The sequence below is a fragment of the Paenibacillus sp. EKM212P genome (genome assembly GCF_011066115.1).
GTDB lineage: Bacteria > Bacillota > Bacilli > Paenibacillales > Paenibacillaceae > Paenibacillus > Paenibacillus polymyxa_B.
Genome location: NZ_JAAMNR010000009.1, coordinates 112799 through 134186, shown reverse-complemented (window position 1 = coordinate 134186; position 21388 = coordinate 112799). Strand labels below are relative to the sequence as shown.

Sequence of the window (21388 nt, the reverse complement as noted above, 5' to 3'; positions counted from 1 at the left end):
CAAAACATCTCTTTTCATATAACCCTATAATACCATATGGCGGGATTGGATTGCTGTAGCCCCAGACCCATCATGCACAAACAAAACGCCGTCCCTTCAGTGAAGAAGGAAACGGCGTCTTATGATGAACGTGATTTTTTAAAAATCAAAGTTATCCGGATCTGGACCTACCCGAAGATCGGCATTTAAAGCCTGGATTCGATCCATATCCTCGCCCGTCAGTTCGAAGTCAAAAATGTCGGCATTTTCGACGATCCGATGCGCCTTGGTAGACTTGGGAATGGTGACAACTCCCTGCTGCACATCCCAGCGTAAAATCACTTGCGCCACCGATTTGCCGTACTTGGTCGCTATGTCTTGCAGTACCGGATGATCGAGCAATTGGCCTTGCATTAACGGAGACCAAGCTTCCATTTGAATGTCGTTCTTTTGACAGAATTGCAACAGCTCGGCTTGCGTTAATTGTGGATGGAATTCCACCTGATTGATCATGGGCTTAATTTCGGCATCCTTCATGAGATCCTCCAAATGATGAATCTGGAAGTTGCTGACTCCAATGGCCTTAATCCGTCCTTCTTTATATAAGGATTCCAACGCTCTCCAAGCTTCTTTATACTTTCCTTGAACTGGCCAATGAATCAGATATAGATCCAGATATTCCAGACCCAGCTTGTCCAGACTGGCTTCATAAGCTGCTCGTGTCTCTTCATAGCCTAAATCTGCATTCCACACTTTGGACGTGACGAACAGTTCTTCTCTGGGCAGATTATTTTCCTGAAGGGCTTCCTGAATAGCCTGCCCTACACTGCTTTCGTTCGCATAGATTGCAGCTGTATCTATACTGCGGTAGCCATGCTTTACAGCAGCCTTTATAGCATCGACCAGCTCCGAACCTTCTTCCACTTTAAATACCCCGATGCCAAACCAAGGCATGCGAACTCCGTTGTTTAACAATGTTGTGCTTTGTAAGTTTTGTGTCATTTTGAATCTTCCTCTCTATTTTTTAAAAGCTTTAACCTGTAATGGGGGTTGTATCCCTTTTTTCGAGCATACGACTCCAGCCTGTGAGCAAAACCGCAACGAAAACCATAATGCTCCCGATCCAGGCCGTATGAATGAGACCGAGTGAATCCGTTACAATCCCGCCTACATAAGCTCCGATTGCTATCCCTGCGTTGAAAGCTGCAATATTAACAGCAGAGGCAACATCGACAGCTTTGGGTGCAAACCGTTCGGCTAACATGACGACATATACCTGTAGCCCGGGCACGTTCATAAACGCAAGCAATCCCATAAAGAAGATCGTAATCAGTCCTGCCGTTTTAAAAGGTGCCGTGAACAACAGGAGAAACAGGATCACTGCTTGAATCAGAAACATGTAAAACAAAGCTGAAAGCGGCTTGCGGTTTGCTGCTTTTCCGCCAATAACATTCCCGATGGCAATCGCAATTCCATACAGCAAAAGTATAAACGTTACCGTACTTTGCTGAAATCCGGTTATGTCGTGAAGTAATGGAGATAAATAAGTAAATACCACAAATGTGCCTCCATACCCCAAAGCTGTAATGATAAATGCGAGTAGCAAGCGACCATTGGTAACCAGTTTGACCTGCTCGCGGAAAGGAGTCTTGTTCCCTTTGCGCAGCGTAGATGGCAGCAGAATCAGATTGGCGATGAGTGCCACTACACCGACGACCACAATCGCCATAAATGCTGCCCTCCAACCCCATTGCTGCCCAATGTAGGTACCCAAAGGTACGCCTGTAACCGTGGCTACGGTCAACCCGGAGAACATAATGGAAATCGCACTCGCTCGCCGATCATCCGGCACAAGATCGGCCGCGATGGTGGAACCGATGGACATGAACACCCCATGAGCGAACGCCGAGATCACACGTGCAATCAGCAGCAAGGCAATTCCGCTAGAGACCGCAGCGAGGCTGTTGCCTGCAATAAATATAATCATGATCCACAGCAGCAACGTTTTACGGGGAACACTTGATGTTAATGAGGTCAAGACAGGTGCCCCGATGGTGACCCCTAATGCATACAGCGTTACAGTTAGTGCAGACATCGTTACAGATATGTGCAAGTCTTCAGCAATCAGGGGAAGCAGTCCCACGCTGATGAACTCAGTTGTCCCAATCGCAAAGGCGCTTACGGCTAGAGCCAGTAATGGCCAGATACTTCGTTTTGATTCTGGCGACATGTTTTTCACTCCTATCTATAGAAATCTTCGACCAGCAGATGTTATTATGAGTTATTCAAGCAAATATGAACAGTACGTACTTTTTAGTGATATAGGTACTAAAAAGTACCCTAAATAAAGTTCTTTTTAATCAAAACAGGCTGTTAAGGTATGTATAACAGAAGCGATACACATGGGGGGATCGGCATTGGGGAAGAAAAAATACAATATCTCTGTTGAGGCGACGTTAGAGGTGATCGGGGGGAAATGGAAATGCGTCATTCTGTGTCATTTGACACATGGAAAGATGCGGACAAGCGAATTAAAACGGATGATGCCTTCCATAACACAAAAAATGCTGACTCAGCAGCTTCGTGAATTAGAGGAAGACGGCATTGTCAATCGGATTAGCTATAATCAGGTTCCACCCAAGGTGGAGTACGAGCTTAGTGAATATGGATGTAGTCTGAAAGGCATTTTAGATTCTCTTTGTGCTTGGGGAGAAAGACATATTATTAAAGAATACGGGGATAAATCTGCGGTTTTGGAAGATAACATTCTGAATAATTTGTAAAGCCAAAAAGAGCGCCCGCAATACATCAGCAGGCGCTTTCTCTCTCTCCGAATTCCAAGGGTTACGAATTGGACATCATTTTAATTTGTGAAATCAATGACCATGCGTCCTTGAATTTTGCCCTGCTCCATCTCCTCGAAGATCTCATTAATGTCTTCGAGCGGACGTTTTTGTACAAGAGGGACGACTTTACCTTCTGCAGCGAACTGGAACGCTTCTTTAAGGTCTTCACGAGTGCCGACCAAGGAGCCAATAACTTGAATGCCGTCCAGAACCAGGCGTGGAATGTCCAGATCCATCTTATCGGTTGGGAGACCTACAGCTACGACACGCGCGCCGGCCTTCACAACGTCGATGGCCTGGTTGAAAGGTGTTTTGGCAACAGCAGTAACCACGGTTGCATCCAGACCAGCACCGTTTGTTAACTCCTTAGCTCGAGCGACCGGATCTTCTTTCATGCTGTTAACGATATAGTCAGCACCAATTTGTTTGGCCAGTTCTAGTTTTTCATCACTGATGTCAAAGGCTACAACTTTAGCATTGAATACATTTTTGGCGTATTGCACAGCCAGGTTACCCAAGCCACCAATGCCGAAGATACCGATCCATTGTCCTGGTTTGACTTCACTTACTTTAACTGCTTTATATGTGGTAACCCCTGCGCAAGTTACACTACTTGCAGCGGCAGGATCAAGACTATCTGGTACTTTGACCGCGTAGTCAGCTGTGACAATACATTGCTCTGCCATTGCACCGTCTACCGTATATCCGGCATTTTTAACTTCACGACACAGCGTTTCCCGCCCGGTTAGGCAATATTCGCAGTGACCGCAGCTTTGGAACATCCAGGCAATACTTACGCGATCACCAATCTTAAGACTGGTTACTCCTTCACCTAATTCAATGACTTTCCCAATACCTTCATGCCCCAGAACTCTGCCTGTGACATCACCGAAATCTGCATTTTTTACATGTAAATCTGTGTGGCAAACTCCGCAATACTCGACTTGGACTAACGCTTCCCCATGCTTCAGGGAGCGTAAAGGTTTCTCTTCTACACTGACTTTCTTGTCTTTTGTAACAATTGCTGCTTTCATGTAGATCTCTCCTTTAAACAATATGGAATTATTTTGTAATGCACACTCCATTATTATAGTAACTCTTGCCCAAAAAGGACAAACATAAATCTAACTTACTAACTTAAAACTATTTAATCGAAAAATGCTTCTTTCTAAGTCCTTGGACCCTTGTAGGAACTTTGTACAATAATTTACAATGTAAAAAGTTTCACATACTCTATTTGGAAGAAGGATAAAGAAACATGAAAAAAAACTGGAAAGGTTGCCTGTTCAGCATATTTGCCATTATCTTGGTTGTGTCAGTAACAGGATGCAATTCACAGCCCGCCATTTCTAGTACCACCAGCACTTCATCCTCATCAGCTACCAACGCTCATGCGGTTGTTCAAAAAGGCCCGCACTGGTCTTATGAAGGAGATCAGGGACCGGAGCATTGGGGAGAGCTGGAAAAAGATTTTGTTGCTTGTGGTAACGGCCACGAACAATCTCCTGTCAATATAGAGCATACCCATTTGGAAGCATCGCAAACGCAGCAACCGCTGCAAGTTCATTACACTAATACGAAAGCATCCATTTTGAATAATGGGCACACTGTGCAAATCAATGTTGCCGATGCCAGCAATAGCATCATGCTGGACGGTACTAAATTCACTTTAAAGCAGTTTCATTTTCATCACCCGAGCGAACACCAAATAGATGGTAAAAATGCTGAGATGGAGCTTCATTTTGTCCATCAAAGCGACAACGGAAGCACAGCTGTCTTAGGAGTCCTTATCCAAAGTGGCAAAGAAAACAAGGCTTTCAACCGCATTTGGTCCAAACTACCGAAGGATAATTCCCAAGAAGCGACGGCTCTAGATGAAGAAATAGATCTCGCTGCGCTGCTGCCAAAAGACCTGCACTCCGTTCGGTACAATGGATCGCTGACTACCCCGCCATGCACAGAACATGTAAATTGGACAGTGCTGGAGCAGCCTATTGAAATGTCCGCAGACCAAATCAACCAGTTTGCTGCCATTTTTCCGGATAACCATCGTCCTGTACAACAACTGGGAACCCGGGAACTGACTGCCGATAAATAATAAAATAAAGTGCCGTAAGATGTAAGGTGCATTCTATATATAAATACACCCCAAAAGCCCCCTCTATTCATCTAGTTAGAGGGGGCTTTTCGGTATTACATTTACTGCTCATTACAAGCGCACCAGTTCCTCCACCTTCACCGGTTGACCTGTACGCATAGAACGGTTGGCGGCAATGCCTGTTAAAATGGACCATGCACCGTCCATATGTGAGGCCGCACGATGAAACCGATCCTCTGCCGGCTTATCGAAAATATCACGCAGCATAACTGGATCTCCTCCGCCATGACCACCCTGGCCTTCCTCTACTTCGACTTCATAAGGCGCTGCAAAGTGGGGATAGATGGTGATGGTCTTCTCTTTTAGCGCACCCTCATCTGCCTTGCTGCCACCGGAATTAACATAGGATTGCTCGGATACCCGAACCTCCATCCGTCCCTTCGTGCCGTTAAATACGATGATAAAGCCCTCCCAAGGCATGTAAGCATTCAGCGAATAGTTCATTACCGTCTTGTTCTGATACTTCACCATGACACTCAGCGTATCTTCAATGCTGATATTGTCGCCAAATACGCTTTGATCCCGCACATAGCCATCCTCATGCTCAGCATCCAGATACATGCTTTTTAGATGCTCGTTACGGTCCAGGTGTAGCGCAAAGGGGTCATTTTCCGCTGCCTTGCTGCCGTAAGCCCGTTGATAAAACTCCGTCACGCCACGCTGCTCCGCATTTTCCCGGCCGTAAAATTTCAGATCTCCCATCGCATACACCGTCTCCGGTTTCGAGCCAAGCCAGAAGTTCATCAAATCAAAATGATGCGTCGATTTATGCACCAACAGACCGCCGCTATTGCGCTTGTCCCGGTGCCACCGACGGAAATAATCCGCGCCATGCTGTGTATTCAGCAGCCATTCGAAATTGACTGACAGCACCTCTCCGATCGTTCCGTCCATGATCAGCTCACGGATTTTCGTATTATGCGGCGCATAGCGGTAGTTAAAGGTGACGCGTAGCTTCCGTCCCGTGCGGTCTATGGCATCCAAAATGTCTTGGCATTTATCTTCATCCACCGTCATCGGCTTCTCGGAAATGACATCACAGCCCAGCTCCATCGCCCGGATAATATACCGATGATGCACCCGGTCAATGGTCGTGACAATGACGATATCCGGCTTCGTCTCCGCGATCATCCGATCAAACTCGTGAGCTTTATAGGTCGGAATCGGCTCATGCTCGTATTTCTCCTGCAGCAGCTGATTGGCATAATCCATTCTCGTCTGATTGACGTCACAGAACGCGATCAGCTCCGAGGTATCTTTGAAAACGGTAACAACTTCACCGTAAAAAAATTCGGCTCTTCCTCCAGTACCCACAAGTGCATATTTGATTTTAGCCAATTGGTTCACACCCTTTACATGAATTGCTTTTATTTTATAGTATAAGAAAGAGCAAAATCTTCGCTTTTATTATGATTTTTCCCGTAAAGTATACATATATTATCCTTATGTATTCCTTCATTAAAGGAGACTATCGATATGATCGCTACACCCCGTTTTGCCATCGAGCAAGCGTTGCGGAAAGTGCCATTCAGCATGTCCGCCGACCATGTCCACCAAGCGCACGAAATCTATTATTTGCTGGCAGGAGAGCGCTACTACTACATTAATCAGCGGGTATATGCGCTCCAGAAGGGCGATCTGATTTGGATCAGCAAACATGATTTTCACCGTACGAGTAACAAGGGTAGCGGTAGCCATGAACGGATTTTGATTAACTTTGATGAAGAATTTGCAGCCTCGTCAATAACCGTCTCTCCCTCCAGCGATCAGAACCAGCTTCTTCTGCCAGAGAAAAGCTTTCTGCTTCGCCCCTCCGCGGAAGAACAATGCGAGCTGGAGCACCTATTCCGGCAAATGCTAGATGAATACCACCAAGAACATGCCTACCGCCAGCTATATCTCCAGAGCTTGCTACTCCAGCTCCTTATCCGCATCCGGCGCATACAATCGGCCACTGCCGATACCATTGCACCGGAACGTAGCGAAAAGCAGCAGCGCGTGTACTCGGTCATCGCATACTTGCATGCTCATTATGACGAGAGCCTGTCGCTAGATCAGCTGGCTGAGCATTTTTATATTAGCAGCACGTATTTATGCCGTATTTTCAAGCAGACAACAGGTTTTACCTTAGTAGAATATCTTCAGGATGTGCGGGTCCAGCAGGCTCGGGCGTATTTAAGAGAAACAAGCTGGAAAGTGACTTCCATTGCTGAAAAAACGGGTTTTGACAGCATCGCTCACTTTGGTCGTGTATTCAAGCACCTTACCGGGCACACCCCACTACAGTACCGAAAAAAATACAAAAAGGAGTAGAGAGATGCCCCTACCCCTTAATTCCCGTCAAGGTGATGCCTTCAATAATTTGCTTTTGGGCAATGATGTAGACGATTAGCACCGGGACGACAGAAATGGTGGTACCCGCCATCATCAGTGACCAATCGGCGGTATATAACCCTTTGAAATTGTTAAGTAAAAGCGGAACCGTGAATTTCTCCGGTGTATTGAGATAGATAAGCGGATCAAGAAAGCTGTTCCAGGCACCCAAAAAGGTGAAAATCCCTATCGCCGCCAATGCCGGACGAATGAGTGGCAAAATGACGCTCCAGTAAATACGAATGTAGCCCGCCCCATCCATTACCGCCGCTTCCTCTAGATCGCGTGGGATACCCATGACGAACTGGCGGAGCAGAAACACTGCGAATGCATTAAACAAGGCTCCAGGTACGATCAGCGACCAATGCGTATCCAGCCAACCGATGCGATCCATCACCAAATATAACGGAATCATCGTCACCTGCTTGGGCACCATCATCGTAGCGAGGAACAAGATAAACAGTATATTCGAGCCCGGAAATCGGATTTTAGCAAAAGCATACGCCGCCATAGACGCGCTAATCAGTGTCGCTGTCACGATGATCACCGTAATGTAAAAGCTGTTCATATACGCCTGCACGAAGGGCATCGCCTCCAGCGATGCCGGATAGTTGCTCCATACGAACGGATCAGGAATCCATTGAGGTGGGACGACGAAAATTTGAGAAATATCCTTCAGGGAACTTAGAACAGTCCACAGGAATGGAAAAAACATGACTAAAGAGCCGACAGCGAGCAGCACATGGCGCAGGAATACCCTACCTCTGGAACTAATCTCCATAGTGCACCCACCTCTTTTGCATTTTAAATTGCAACAGTGTAAATACGAGAATGATCACGAACAAAATCATTGCTGCCGCGGCACTTTCTCCCATCGTGAAGTCAATGAACGCCTGATCATAAATGTGGTACACCAGTGTATAACTTGCTTTAGCTGGCCCTCCATTCGTCATGACAAACGCCTGATCGAACACCTGAAAAGAACTGATGACCATCATGATGGTCACAAAAAAGGTCGTTGGTGACAACAGCGGCAATGTAATATACCTTAGCTGCTGGAACTTGCTGGCCCCGTCAATTTCCGCTGCCTCGTAATAGCTTTTGGAGATACCCTGGAGTCCTGCCAGAAAAATGACCATATTATATCCCAGTCCCAGCCATATGCTCAAAAGCGCAATCGACGGAATCACCCACTGCGTATCGGTAAGCCACATCGGGCCTGTAATCCCAATCGCTCGCAGCAGATGATTTAAAATGCCAAATTCGCCGTTCAGTATCCACATCCAGATGACACCAACCGATACCGAACTGGTTACGACAGGCATGAAAAAGAACAAGCGATAAATTTCCTTGCCCTTCACTTTGTTGAGCACGATGGCTACGAGCAGGGCCAATATAATCCCCGCCGGAATGACCAGCACCATATAGTACATCGTATTGATGAGTGCCTTCCAAAAATCAGGATCAGATAATTGGCCCTTGAAATTGTCCAAGCCGACAAACAAGGGTACGCCAAATCCATCCCAGTTTACAAAGCTTAAGTAAAGCGCATATAGCAACGGCAACAGCGAAAAACATAACAGACCCAAAAACTGGGGGCCAATGAATAGATAGCCCCACAGCGCTTGATGCTTTTTCTGCATCTTGTCACCTTCCTCCCCGGTCACGGCCCATCCCGTGCCTACTTGACCGCCTTGGATATGATCTGATTCAACTTTTCAATGGTTGCCGCAGCATCCTGCTTGCCCAGGAACATCAGGTCGATGGTTTCCGTGATATCCGAGTTCAGCCCTGGCACCTGAGCATCATAGGCCAGTGCAGATCCATGAGCATGCCCTATGTTACGTCCTTCGGTCAAATAGCTTGAATGCTCAATGGTCGCCTTTTTCATAATGCTCTCATCTGCGGCAGCAAGCGTACCCATGGCATTCCCACCTTCAACCAGCCGGGCCTCCTGCCCCTTCACAGAGACGTAGAATGCTGCCAACTTCATGGCCTCTTGCACATGCAGACTATTTTTGTTTACAGCTACATAGGCAACCGGAATGGCAACGGGCTCATTCTTACCGGTATTGGATGGCCAGTAGATATAATCGAAGTCGAGGCTTTTATTTTGGCTAAACAAGGGTTCCAGCCATCTTCCCGCCGCCAGCATACCGACTTGATTGGACATGAACATCGCGTCAGCCCCTTGCCCTTTGGGAAGCGAGCCGAGATATACCGCATTTCCCTTTTTCACCATATCGTACATAAAACCGAAGGCTTCCTTGCCCTTTTCATTGTGGTCCAGCACATATTTGCCTTGTTCATCAAAGATCTGACCGCCATTCGACCACACCCATGAATACCAGTGAGCCCACCAGTTTTCCGCAATATAACCCTGCTTTCCGGCTGCCTTCAGCTTGGATGTAACCTCTTCAAAGGCGTCCCAATTCCACTTGCCTTCGTCATAGTATTCTTGCGGCGTCTTCACGCCTGCTTCCTTAAATACCTTTTTGTTGTAATACATGACCATTGGGTTTGAGTCGGGAGTGACCCCATAAATTTCCCCATCACGCTTTGCCGGTCCCCACAATCCTTCCGGAAAATCCTCAGCCTTCACATCACTCGCATCACTTTTTAAAAACTCACCCAAAGGCTGTACCTGCTTCGCCCCGATCAAACGCGCAATCGTCGATTCATACGAATAAAACACATCCGGTCCGCGACTTCCCTGAAGCTGTGTCAACAGCTTTTGCTCATATTGGTCTCCCGGTACAGGCACCAGCTTAACCTCGATATTTGGGTTTTCCTTTTCAAATGCATCCAGCGCCCGCTGATACACCTTCACCTCCGCAGGATTACCCCAAGCCTGCATTGTAAGTCGCACTTTTTGCCCTTCTGTCTCCTCTATTTTGGGAGAGGTACTGCATGCCGCTGCAAGTAAAAACAGAACGCTGAGGAAAAATCCAATCTTTATCCAGCTCATGTAATTGTCCACCTTAACCGCCTCCTGTAGCTTCGCATGGTTGTATGTCGCTCTTCTTTTGAAGCGCTTACAAAACTTTCCCTATCATCATATGTAGAAGGGGGAGGCGCGATATCCCCATTTTCATTTTTATATAATTTTTTCTTTTGGGGGCTCTGATATGACAGCGACCAAGAGAAAGTAAAGGGCTATACAGCAAAAAAAGAAGAATGCAGATCACCTGCTTCCTTCTTTCGTATTCCTTCAGTATGATTCCGTTTTCTATGACTTTATTAGCATCTTTTCAAAAATATTATAGCCGTTCGTTTCGCCTATATACGTATAACCGCATTGTCTGTAAAACTCACTAAGCTTGTCATTGCCCGCAATACAGTCTAAACGGATTCGATCCTTGCCTGTGAAGTGGATGCCTTGTTCAATCCATTGCATCAGCTCACGGCCTAGCCCCTTCCCGGTGCTATCGCGATCCACAACCAAACGATGCAAATATACTGAGGTTCCTCCTTCAGAATCCGTTTCGTCTAGTCCCCACAACTTACGGTCCCATGCACTGGGCTGCTGCTGTAAGATCACTGCGCCTGCCAAGCTATGATCCTCTGATGCTCGGAAAATAACCACTTCTCCGCGTGCAATAGCGCCGCCTAGGTTATGATCATCTTTACCTTTTAGTAAGCGTCCCCATTGCGTAGAGCCTTTACTGTGCAGCCATCTGGCCGTCTTTAAAATTAACTCCTGAACCTGCTCCTGATCTTCAGTGCTTGCCTGAAAAGCCATTAATCCTGGTTTGACGGATGATTCGACAATATTCATTGATGTCATGCTGCACCTCAACTCTCAAATTTTCCTTATGTATAAAATATAGCATAAAAAATGAGCGTCTGATGATCTGGCAGAGCGTAAAAAATATGAATACTACTATACTCTTATCGGTCATTTATGGTGAAAAATGTAACCTTTCTAATCATTTCAACCGATGATATCCGTATGAGAACAGTTGGAAAGGTTGTGAATGAGGTGCCAAGCCGTAATCCATATCTCCTCAAAAAGATATTTGGCATAAACAAAGAACGTATACTCATCTTCGCGCTGCTGCTGATCCCCGCTATCGCTGCCTTTATTGGAACAAGGCCTATGCCTGCGCAGTATATTTTGCAGGGAGAAATGCATCCGGTCAAAGATCTTGGCGTTCAGGGAAGCGTGTTTTTTGCGTCTGTGCAAACGGGTATTGCTAACAATCTCCTGGAGCGTTGGAATGTATATTCCAGTGAAAATGTATCTGGGGGAGCGATTAAATTTGAACCTCTTGCCCCTGATGAAGTGGACTCTTATTTGAAGGACCTTACAGAGACGGACACGCTAAAATATTCTGCCATGCAAGCCGTACATGCAGCGACGGAATTAAGCGTAGACAGCGACACAGCTGGGGCTACGGCGACTTTCTCGAATCTTAACAAATTGGAGGATGCTCGCTATGCGGAGCTATTGACTCATTTGCAGGATCTTTCGGGAAATTCCTTGGGTCTGATGACAGGTATCGGACTGTATGAGGAAGCCAATAATATCGACTTTTCAGATGGCGGACGTCACAAAATCGCAGGCTCTGGCACGATGGAAGAATACGGAGATGTCGGATCGGTCGGTGGGCTGGAGCAAAAGCTGCTGGGAGCCGAGGCGGCAAAGGTTGATCTATTCTTCGTACCGGCAGATTATGAATGGTACGGTGAGGAAGGCAACGAAGCAGAGGCTGCCCGAGTTCAAAAGGAGCATGGACTCAAGTTACGCATTATCCCCGTAGAAACACTGGAGGATGCTATCGTGTATTTGAAGCAACTAGACTGGGAGGAAGTACATCTTGAATGATCCAGATTCCAAAGCATTCCCATCTAAGACAGCTGGCAGCGTACATCAAGCCTTACTAGCAGTGGGCACTATAGGCGAATTTCTCATCCTTATTTTTACATTAGTGTATATCTACGCAAATGATTTTTATTATGATCATCTATACGAGCTGGAGCAAAAATTTACAGTTTTTAGCTTTGTGCTGTACTACTTGTGTTTTGTAACCTATCTGATCTGGCTAGTTCAAGTACATAAAGCCATCCGGCAAAAGCATTCCGATTATCCGATTCGTACCGTGGGAGCCATTGCTCGCATGATTCCTTTTATTAACTTGTGGGGATTCTCTAATACATTCACCCATATTTACAGGTACTTTGCGCTCCACCCCGAATTGGAGCGCAAAGCCCGTTATATTCAAAAGATGATTGTTCCGCTATATTTTGTCTGGTTTGGTGAAGGAATTATTAATCGGATTCTTATCCGACACTTTTCCGATATGGAATCGATGTCCATGTTGTTGGGAGCTATAATGCAAACCGCCAGAATGGCCTGCTTTTACTGCATGACACGGGTTATTCACAATAGTCTGGTTATGCTGAATAAAAAAGATGAAGAAGGATTGCATTAAAAAAAACGAGCTGGCCTTCACGGTCAGCTCGTTTCCATTTCTGGTGAATGGTGTTACTCCATCCCCATGATTTAATTCGTCTGTGCAGCAGGCACGATTCGGTATAATCCTGAAGTCTCGCCCGCCGCGGGATGTACTTCCTGGATGAACCATCCTAACGAAAGCACTCTCTCCAGCCGATCATACTCAGCCTTCGTCAGTTCGGATGTAACGGCTTCGCTTCCTTCCTCTAGTGACAGCTCAGGCTCCCGCCCGAACGCAACGGCAATCCACGAACGAATGCCCCGGATCGTATTGTACTTGATCTGATATCCGTCCGTTACCGTGCTGACAAACACCTCCGGCTCTTGGGACGCCAGCCCGGTGACAAGCTCTGTATAATCAAAATCGGATGGTCCGTCCGTTGGCAGCTCATTTTGCTGCACGCGACGGATTAATTCCTCTTGGGACCAGCCTAAAGAGCGTAATGATTCCAGCAAGAGCGCGTCCCATTGGGAAATACGTACTCTTTTCGTCGATTCAGTCATCGTTTTTTACCTCCTTTGGGTCATGCACATCATACAACCGATCTTAACCCTAAAGGTTAACCGGGTATGCTACATAATGGCCGGGACTGATTTCTCTCAGCTCGGTTGCACTGTTGTTATCCTTGTCCCATACTAATGAACCGTCTGGTTGGGCCAAGCCTCCTCCCAGTCCCCCTTGCTCTCCGACCGCTCTCGGATCAGGCACAGGGATGGAGGATAGCAGCGCCTGCGTGTAGGGGTGAGCGGGCTGCTCATACAGTTCATCTGCATCGGCTACTTCTACCAGTCGCCCATGGTACATCACACCGATTCGGTCTGAAATATGCCGCACCATCGACAAGTCATGGGCGATGAACAGGTACGTCAGCCCGAACTCCTGCTGGAGATCCTCCAGCGTGTTAATGACCTGCGCTTGGATGGACACATCCAGTGCCGAAATCGGCTCGTCACAGACGATGAACTCGGGGTTCACGGACAGAGCACGAGCGATGGAAATCCGCTGGCGCTGCCCGCCGCTGAACTCGTGCGAGTAGCGATACAGATGCTCCCGCTTCAGCCCTACCTTCTCAAGCAAAGCCACTACAGCATCCTTACGCTCACTGCCCTGATGCAGTCTGTGAATATCCATCGGCTCACCGATCAGGTCAAGCACGTTCATACCCGGATTAAGAGAGGAATATGGGTCCTGAAAAATGCTCTGAATGCGCCGACGCAGCGGCTTGAGCTGTTTATCGTTCAGCTTGGAAATATCCTGACCATCAAAGCGCACCGTACCTTCTGTATAATCGTATAATCGCGTCAGACAGCGTCCAACCGTTGATTTCCCACTACCTGACTCACCGACCAGTCCAAACGTCTCGCCACGCCTGATTTGAAAGCTCACGCCATCTACCGCTTTGAGCACTTCAGAGCTACGCCCTAACAAATCCTTTGCGGTCACAAAATGCTTCTTAAGCTGGTGTACCTCTACCAAGGGCTGATGCTCACCCAATCCATTATGTGCTTCACTCACCGTTATTCCCCCCTTCCGCATGGTCCGCTTCGGGCGTCTCGTAGACTCCAGCAGGCACGGCGTCCGGCTCGTTCAACCAGCAGGCTGCTCGCTGATCCGGGCGCAGCTCCACCATCGGCGGCCGCTCTACACAGCGGGCAAACGCATGCGGGCACCGTTCCATGAACGGACAGCCCGATGGCGGGTTCAGCAGGTCCGGCGGCGTGCCCTCAATCGGCACCAGCCGCTCGCGGAAGCCGTTCGTACGCTGGGGCACAGAACGCAGCAGGCCCTGCGTATACGGGTGGCCCGGACGATAGAAGATATCGTCCACACGCCCCTCTTCCATTACCATACCGCCGTACATCACGATGACACGGCTACACACCTGAGCGACGACGCCCAGATCATGGGTAATCAGAGCAATGGACATGTCGGATTGCTGCTTCAGTGTCTTGAGCAGCTCCAAGATTTGCGCCTGAATCGTCACATCCAGCGCTGTAGTCGGCTCATCTGCAATCAGCAGCTCCGGGCTACACGAGAGCGCCATGGCAATCATCACCCGCTGACGCATCCCGCCGCTGAATTGATGCGGGTATTGGTTCATTCGGCGCTCCGGCTCGGTAATGCCTACTTGTCTCAGCAGTTCTACAGCTGCTTGCGTAGCCGCTTCCTTGCTCAGTCCTCGATGTCTGCGAATCACCTCGACCAGGTGATAGCCCACCTTTTTGACCGGATTTAGTGAGGTCATCGGGTCCTGAAAGACCATTGCAATCTGGTTTCCGCGTATTTTGCGCCATTGCTTTTCCATCAGAGCGGTCAGACTTTGTCCCCGGTAACGGATATCGCCATTCAGCCGCTTACCGGGTGGTGCAATCATCGACATGATCGCTTTCGCTGTAACACTTTTGCCGCTCCCGGATTCTCCTACGATTCCTACCGTTTCTCCAGCATCAATATGAAAGCTAACCCCTCGAACTGCCTGATTTTCCCCTTCACGAGTGAAAAAGGAGACCTCCAGCTGTTCGACGGACAGTAGATGTTCTGTCATTGTGTTTTCGCTCCTTCCTGTCGCTCCTGGAGCCATTTGTAATGGACCTGTACTATGAATCTATGAATCATCGTTTTACTAATTTGGGTTCAAAGCCTACACGCAGCACATCTCCCAAAACATTAAAGCTCAACACAGTCAGTAAAATAAGTAGACCCGGAAATAATGCCATATATGGGGCCTGTGCAATATATCCTTGGGCATTATTCAGCATACTGCCCCATGTAGCGTTCGGCAGCTGAACACCAAAGCCGAGGAAGCTCAGTGACGATTCCATCATAATCGCTGAAGCGATATTGTTCGTCGCCCCTACGATAATTACCGGAATCAGATTCGGTACGATATGCTTCATAATAATACCCAACGTACTTTGTCCCGAAGCTTTGGCGTATAGTACATACTCCCGTTCGCGCAACGTCATTGTCTCTGCACGAACCACACGGGCAATGTTCATCCACATGAGCAGGGCTATAATGACAATGATATTGCCGACGCCCGGCTTCAAAAACACACTCAGCAGCAAAATAACCAAGAAAGACGGAATTGACATGATCAGCTCCAAAACCCGCATAAGCAGATTGTCGATCCATCCTCCAAAATACCCGCTCACAATCCCTACCACTGCACCAATACTGGTCGCAATAATCATGGACGCGAAGCCTACCAGCAATGATACACGTCCGCCGTACAGTGCTCTTGTAAAATAGTCCCGCCCATAATCATCCGTCCCAAACCAGTGTGCCGCTCCCGGTGGTTGGAGACGCTCCAGCACGTTCAACTTATTCGGGTCCTGCGGCGATAAAAATGCGAAAATCGCCCCCAGCGAGAATACGATCAATAGTATGAGAGCGACGGCGCCCATTTTGCTCGTCATCAGCTCGATCCCGATGTTGCGCCATTTGCTCCGATTCATGAATTCACCTCGTTGATTTAATTCTCGGGTCCGCAATGCTGTACAAGATATCCGCAAGCAGATTACCCAGGATCAGCAGCAGAGCGGAAAATAAAGTAATCCCCATGATGACGGGATAATCCATCCCTTTTACCGCCGTCATGCCCAGCGAGCCAATGCCCGGCCAGGAAAATACCGTCTCCGTCACAATGGCTCCAGCCACCAGGTCCGCAACCGACATTCCGAGCAGCGTAATGATGGGCAACAGCACATGCTTAAGCACATGTCGAAACAAAACCAGTCTTTTTCCAGATCCGAACGCGTATTGAATCTGCACATACTCTTCCTTGAGCTGCGTAATCGTGCTGGAACGGATGTACCTCACATACACAGACAGAAAGCCGAAGGCCAGTACAAAACATGGTAAAATCCCATGCTTGATTACATCTAGCACCGAGTCCGTACCGATGGTACGCATTCCTGTACTCGGAAGCCAATGCAGATAAATCGCAAACAAATAAATAAGTAAAATACCGAGCCAAAATAGCGGAACAGAAATTCCGATGTACGACATCAGATTAATGAGCTTGTCGATCCAGCGATTCCGATTAGCCGCAGCCGTCAAACCGAGTGGAATCGCAATTAGCACAGCCAGTATGATGGAGGCGCCCATTAACCCGGCTGTAGCCGGCAGACGATCGAGAATCTGATCCAGCACAGGCTGGTGATTAATTAGCGAGTAGCCGAGATCACCCGTCAGGCTCTTTTTAAGCCATAATATGTACTGCACATAAGCAGGCTGGTCCAGCCCCAAGCTATGCCTCATTCGTTCAATGTCTTCCAGATGCATATTCGGTGTAACAAAAGAGAGAACCGGATCACCTGGAGCCAGCTTGATCAAGCCGAAGCAGACGATGGACACGAAAAATAGCATCGGTATAACTTGCAGCAACCTTCTGGCGATGAGTTGTCTCATACGTTTCCCTTCCCCTTGCTGTTTTCGAAAAAAATAAGCTGGTGAATCCCAGCTTATTTTTGAAAACCCTGTCTTATTTGTGATAAATTTTGGACAAATCCTCGAAAATCACGACCGGCTTTAACACAGCCTGATCAATACCGCCATACTGCTTGTCGAAGGCTACAATAGTCTTGGTGTAAGCAATCGGGTAGATGACAGCATCCTCAGCCAGCAGCTCTTGTACCTTTTTATAAATTGCTCCACGTTTAGTCGTATCCGACTCACCCGCGCCCTCTTCCAGCAGCTTATCCACTTCTTTATTTGAATAATGCGAATAGTTGGAGGATGATCCGGTGCTATACAAAATACGATATGCGTCAGGGTCATATCCCATGATATAGCCGCTGATCGCCAGATCGAAGTCCTTGGCATTCGTATCGACGAATTTTTGCGACCATGCCGAGGAATCCATGCTGTTCACGTCCAGCTGAACGCCTATGTCCTTTAACTTCTGCTGGATATAGAGCGCCTGTGCTTCTTGTACCTTGTTGCCGCCCGGAATGATAATGCGCAGCTTCAGTCCTTCAGCGCCAGCCGATTTCAGCAGCTCTTTTGCCTTGTTCACATCATTATTAAAAAATGCAACGTCGTTCGTGTGATACAGTACATCCTGTGTCAGAGCAGATTTTGCAGTATCTGCATAATCCTTGGAGCCATAGGATACCTGGATCAATTCATCCTGATTCAATGCATAAGAAAGCGCCTGACGTACTTCTTTTTTGTTCAACTGCTTCGTATCACTGTTTTCATTAAACATCAGATAAGCCAAGCGACCTTCGCTGTAAGGGAAAATGTCAAACTTATCTGTTGCTTTAATGGTCTCCACATTTTGCGGATCGAGATAGTTTACATTGATCTCACCATTTTGAAGGGCCAAATTCGCAGCATTTGAATCTTTAACAATCCGGTATGTTACTGAATCCAGATGCGGCTTTCCGCCAACATAGTTATCGAACCGTTCGAGTGTAACGTACTCACCGGTTTTGTACTCTTTAAATTTGAAAGGACCAGATCCAATCGGAGAGTTGTTTTTTGTGCTCTTCTCAATATCCGCTTCATTCTCGAAAATGTGCTTCGGAATCGGGGATACCTGTACCAGTGCTGCCTCAAAAGCAGGAGCTGGCTGAGGAAGCTTGAAATCCACCGTTGTATCATCAACCTTGCTCGCCTGAACCGGTTTGCCATTAACCATAAAATTACTTCTCAAAAAGCTGTGCTGCTTCTCGTCCAAAATTTTGTTAATGGTGAAAACAACATCGTCAGCTGTCAGCTTCTCGCCATCATGCCAAGTCAGATTTTTTTTTAGTTTTAGTGTATAAGTCAGCTTGTCTGCTGAAGGAGTCAGACTGTCTGCCAAATAAAATGTCTTTTTGCCATTGTTCACTTGAAACAATGGTGCGAATATCGCCTGATCTATCGTCAGACTTACCCGATCACCCGCATAGTTCGGATTCAGCACCACCGGATCAGCTTGTACGCCAATGATCAGGCTGCCGCCATCTTTAGGCTGTCCGTTATCAGCTGTTGTGGTAGCTGTACCGGGTGTATTCCCATTCGTCTCAGACGTAGATCCAGAATTCCCGCCGGAGCATGCACTTACAACCAACATCAATACAATAAATACCAATACACCAGTCAAATTACGACGCATCGCTCTAGCCCCCGTGTCCACTTAGTATGTAATAAATTTATTATAAATCGGAATAGTCGGATATACAATCGGTCAAAAACTGTTTATTCCCCTTGTCATTAGCATTCCAGACATTATGTGATCGAATATAGAAAAAAGACACCCGTTAAGGGTGTCTTCAGGCTGTCGAGAAACCCCCTGTTTTTTTGCAGGGGGTTTAAAACTGTCTTAGTGGTCTAAAAACTAGGGTCCTCAGATCGTTTTAAATCGATTTTTGTTTTAAAAGATGCGTCTCCCCATATAAAAATAGAAGTGTCGAAAAGTCCTCTGGACTTTCTCGACACTCTGAAGACACCCGTTAAGGGTGTCTTCAGAGTATCCACAAACTGATTAGTGCCAGGATGGCAGGCAGGCCTTGCTTTAATAAAATAGACTTATTGGCAGTTAATGCACCATACAACGCAGCCACTACCACACAAATGACAAAGAATAATTGGATTTGTCGCCCGAACACAGTATCCGGATAGAACAAGCCCCACACCAATCCGGCTGCCAAAAAGCCGTTGTACAGCCCCTGATTTGCAGCCAAGGATTTGCTTGCTTCCGCCAGCTCCTTCGAGGTGCCGAACGTACGCATCGCCCGCGGAGTCGTCCACAGAAACATTTCCAATATTAGAATGTACACATGCTCCAGAGCTACAATTCCGACCAATATTGAACTAAGTAAGCTCAAGTATATTCCTCTTTTCCACATAAAGTTACTATGAGGTGATTTTTAGATCTATCCTCGAAAAGTATAGTTCATCTTCCAAAAACAGTAAAGAGACCGAGCCTAAGGCCCGGCCTCATTTCTACATGAAGCCTTACATCGTTCTTGCAAAATCCAACAAAGCTTTGGACATGCTGTTGATCTCGTCTGTAGATGCATTCACTTGTTGCGTTAGCGCGGCTTGTGTTTGTGTCAGCGTAGACATATTACCGATATTGTGCAAAATCCGCTCAATGAGTGTCTTCATTTCGTCCAGACTGGTCTCGATATTTCCGGTCGCATCAGCACTGTGTATGGCGAGTTTTCTCACTTCATCTGCAACTACCGCAAACCCCCGTCCCTGCTCGCCCGCACGCGATGCCTCAATGGCGGCATTCAGACCCAGCAGATTCGTTTGATTCGCAATCTCTTTAATGAAGTTGGAAATGTTTTGGGTCTCTTCTGCACTGACTTTGGCTTGATTCGCTGCCTCTGTCGATTGCTCCTGAGCCGTTGCCAGCTCCTGCGCCTGGTTACTAACCGAGTTAACGCCGTTCACCATTTCCGTAATGGAATCGGAGAGATGCTGAATTTTGAGCGTCAGCTCATCCGCGACAGCCTGCTTTTCCTTTTCGACAGTAATATCACGAATGGTACCCGCAATACGAATAGGCACTCCCTTGCTATCGCGTATGCTTCTTCCACTGTTTTGATACCAGCGATATTCGCCATTTTTACTTTGCAAGCGACATACCATGTCATATGGCGTACGATCTGAATAGTCATTTAAATGGTCAACTACAGCCTTAAACGCATGCTCGGCATCGTCAGGATGTATACGCGAGCTCCAACTGCTTAGTACACTCGGGAAGTCCTGCTCATCCTTAAAGCCCAAGGTGTGGCGGAATTGCTGGGACCACCAAAATATATTATCCGGGTTCTCGATATCTCCATCAGCCAGAATGACGTCATATGGAGCCTCCACCAAAACACGATTGATGAGATCATATCTTGTAACTAGAGCCTGAAGCTCCTCGGACTTAATCTTCTGGTCGTGCACATCCAATAGAGCGCCCGCAATCCGAAGCGGCACTCCCTGCTGATCGCGGATCGTCGTTCCGGTAGCCCGGAACCAGCGGTATTCTCCATGCTTCAGCTTCAAACGATACTGTACGTCATAAGGCGTCTTTCCCGTAAAATCCAGCAAATGATCCGACAATTCGGTCAATGCTCTGTCATGATCTTCGGGGTGCAGCCGGGATGCCCAGCTGTTTAATACATTGGGGAAGTCCTTTTCGCTCTGATACCCCAGCATAGCACGAAATTCTTCTGACCATGTGAACGTATTACTTGGATTGACGGGATCACCCGCAACCACCTCCATGTCCCATAAGCCAATCTCTATAGCCTTGGTAACAAGCTTCAGACGGATGTCAACATGTTGAGCATCATTTTTCATGGACTCAAGCGCTTGATTTACATTGTTTGCGATTTCTTGAACCTCGGAAGATTGGGATGAAACTTGTATTGCGGCAGAATAATCCCTCTGCTGTATTCTTTGTGAAAGTTTGCGGCTTTCTTCTACTAAAGGAGCAAGTGAGTGGGTCTCATTTTTTTTAAGAAACATATATGCTCTTCCCTTCTAAGCCAATATATAAAACGATATAGTTTTAATATCGGAATTTTATTAAGAATCATTATAAATAAATCTAAAATTGCATAGGTAATAAGAATCATTTT

21 protein-coding genes are annotated in these 21388 nt (G+C 47.1%); 5 read left to right on the top strand and 16 right to left on the bottom strand.

What is annotated here, in order from left to right; translation table 11 throughout:
- Window positions 1-138: 138 nt before the first annotated feature.
- Together G9G54_RS21900 and G9G54_RS21895 are read right to left on the bottom strand one after the other, a co-directional pair.
- Window positions 139-981, bottom strand: coding sequence for an aldo/keto reductase (locus G9G54_RS21900; protein ID WP_165179599.1), 843 nt, complete (start codon window positions 979-981; stop codon window positions 139-141).
- Window positions 982-1012: 31 nt separating this feature from the next.
- Window positions 1013-2209, bottom strand: a complete 1197-nt coding sequence (locus tag G9G54_RS21895; RefSeq protein WP_061830747.1) for an MFS transporter — start codon at window positions 2207-2209, stop codon at window positions 1013-1015.
- Window positions 2210-2396: 187 nt separating this feature from the next.
- Here G9G54_RS21895 and G9G54_RS21890 point away from each other — a divergent pair, with 187 nt between their 5' ends.
- Complete coding sequence (locus G9G54_RS21890; protein ID WP_069292048.1) at window positions 2397-2762, top strand: winged helix-turn-helix transcriptional regulator; 366 nt, start codon at window positions 2397-2399, stop codon at window positions 2760-2762.
- An 80-nt stretch (window positions 2763-2842) separates the two neighbouring features.
- Here the strand turns inward: G9G54_RS21890 and adhP are convergent, their stop codons facing one another.
- Entirely contained in the window at window positions 2843-3859 is a 1017-nt protein-coding gene (gene adhP / locus G9G54_RS21885) for an alcohol dehydrogenase AdhP (RefSeq protein ID WP_061830749.1), read from the bottom strand.
- Between the two features lie 224 nt (window positions 3860-4083).
- Here adhP and G9G54_RS21880 point away from each other — a divergent pair, with 224 nt between their 5' ends.
- Window positions 4084-4923 (top strand): carbonic anhydrase, encoded by an 840-nt coding sequence (locus tag G9G54_RS21880; RefSeq protein ID WP_165179598.1) that lies wholly within the window; start codon window positions 4084-4086, stop codon window positions 4921-4923.
- Between the two features lie 111 nt (window positions 4924-5034).
- On the opposite strand, the gene G9G54_RS21875 is transcribed toward G9G54_RS21880, so the two are convergent.
- Window positions 5035-6321 (bottom strand): Gfo/Idh/MocA family protein, encoded by a 1287-nt coding sequence (locus G9G54_RS21875; RefSeq protein ID WP_165179597.1) that lies wholly within the window; start codon window positions 6319-6321, stop codon window positions 5035-5037.
- A 138-nt stretch (window positions 6322-6459) separates the two neighbouring features.
- Between G9G54_RS21875 and G9G54_RS21870 the strand changes: the two genes are divergently transcribed.
- Window positions 6460-7296 carry a helix-turn-helix transcriptional regulator gene (locus G9G54_RS21870; RefSeq protein WP_165179596.1) on the top strand — a complete coding sequence of 279 codons (837 nt, stop codon included), beginning with the start codon at window positions 6460-6462 and terminating at the stop codon, window positions 7294-7296.
- Window positions 7297-7306: 10 nt separating this feature from the next.
- On the opposite strand, the gene G9G54_RS21865 is transcribed toward G9G54_RS21870, so the two are convergent.
- From G9G54_RS21865 to G9G54_RS21850, 4 genes are all read right to left on the bottom strand, one after another.
- Window positions 7307-8137, bottom strand: a complete 831-nt coding sequence (locus tag G9G54_RS21865) for a carbohydrate ABC transporter permease (protein ID WP_013308340.1) — start codon at window positions 8135-8137, stop codon at window positions 7307-7309.
- Window positions 8127-8999, bottom strand: a complete 873-nt coding sequence (locus tag G9G54_RS21860; RefSeq protein ID WP_061830759.1) for a carbohydrate ABC transporter permease — start codon at window positions 8997-8999, stop codon at window positions 8127-8129. Before G9G54_RS21860 ends, G9G54_RS21865 begins: the two co-directional genes overlap by 11 nt.
- A gap of 38 nt (window positions 9000-9037) precedes the next feature.
- Entirely contained in the window at window positions 9038-10336 is a 1299-nt protein-coding gene (locus G9G54_RS21855) for an ABC transporter substrate-binding protein (protein ID WP_165179595.1), read from the bottom strand.
- 249 nt (window positions 10337-10585) lie between these two features.
- Window positions 10586-11143: a GNAT family N-acetyltransferase gene (locus G9G54_RS21850; protein ID WP_165179594.1), complete on the bottom strand. Its 558-nt coding sequence runs from the start codon at window positions 11141-11143 to the stop codon at window positions 10586-10588.
- A gap of 117 nt (window positions 11144-11260) precedes the next feature.
- On the opposite strand from G9G54_RS21850, the gene G9G54_RS21845 reads away from it, so the two are divergent.
- Together G9G54_RS21845 and G9G54_RS21840 are read left to right on the top strand one after the other, a co-directional pair.
- Complete coding sequence (locus tag G9G54_RS21845) at window positions 11261-12184, top strand: hypothetical protein (RefSeq protein WP_165179593.1); 924 nt, start codon at window positions 11261-11263, stop codon at window positions 12182-12184.
- Window positions 12177-12791, top strand: coding sequence for a hypothetical protein (locus G9G54_RS21840; RefSeq protein ID WP_165179592.1), 615 nt, complete (start codon window positions 12177-12179; stop codon window positions 12789-12791). Before G9G54_RS21845 ends, G9G54_RS21840 begins: the two co-directional genes overlap by 8 nt.
- A gap of 71 nt (window positions 12792-12862) precedes the next feature.
- Here the strand turns inward: G9G54_RS21840 and G9G54_RS21835 are convergent, their stop codons facing one another.
- From G9G54_RS21835 to G9G54_RS26085, 8 genes are all read right to left on the bottom strand, one after another.
- On the bottom strand, window positions 12863-13318 hold the full coding sequence (locus tag G9G54_RS21835) for a hypothetical protein (RefSeq protein WP_165179591.1): 456 nt from the start codon (window positions 13316-13318) through the stop codon (window positions 12863-12865).
- A gap of 49 nt (window positions 13319-13367) precedes the next feature.
- Window positions 13368-14351 carry an ABC transporter ATP-binding protein gene (locus tag G9G54_RS21830; protein WP_165179590.1) on the bottom strand — a complete coding sequence of 328 codons (984 nt, stop codon included), beginning with the start codon at window positions 14349-14351 and terminating at the stop codon, window positions 13368-13370.
- Window positions 14323-15360: an ABC transporter ATP-binding protein gene (locus G9G54_RS21825; RefSeq protein WP_165179589.1), complete on the bottom strand. Its 1038-nt coding sequence runs from the start codon at window positions 15358-15360 to the stop codon at window positions 14323-14325. The genes G9G54_RS21830 and G9G54_RS21825 overlap by 29 nt, the downstream gene beginning before the upstream one ends.
- A gap of 67 nt (window positions 15361-15427) precedes the next feature.
- On the bottom strand, window positions 15428-16273 hold the full coding sequence (locus tag G9G54_RS21820) for an ABC transporter permease (protein ID WP_069290853.1): 846 nt from the start codon (window positions 16271-16273) through the stop codon (window positions 15428-15430).
- Window positions 16274-16277: 4 nt separating this feature from the next.
- A complete protein-coding gene (locus G9G54_RS21815) occupies window positions 16278-17228 on the bottom strand; it encodes an ABC transporter permease (protein WP_023986565.1) in 951 nt (316 codons plus the stop codon).
- Between the two features lie 73 nt (window positions 17229-17301).
- The gene (locus G9G54_RS21810) at window positions 17302-18921 is read right to left on the bottom strand and encodes an ABC transporter substrate-binding protein (protein WP_165179588.1); all 1620 of its coding nucleotides are present in this window, start codon (window positions 18919-18921) and stop codon (window positions 17302-17304) included.
- Between the two features lie 349 nt (window positions 18922-19270).
- Window positions 19271-19633, bottom strand: a complete 363-nt coding sequence (locus G9G54_RS21805; RefSeq protein WP_061831915.1) for a DUF1304 domain-containing protein — start codon at window positions 19631-19633, stop codon at window positions 19271-19273.
- Between the two features lie 130 nt (window positions 19634-19763).
- Complete coding sequence (locus tag G9G54_RS26085; protein ID WP_165179587.1) at window positions 19764-21275, bottom strand: methyl-accepting chemotaxis protein; 1512 nt, start codon at window positions 21273-21275, stop codon at window positions 19764-19766.
- Window positions 21276-21388: the final 113 nt, after the last annotated feature.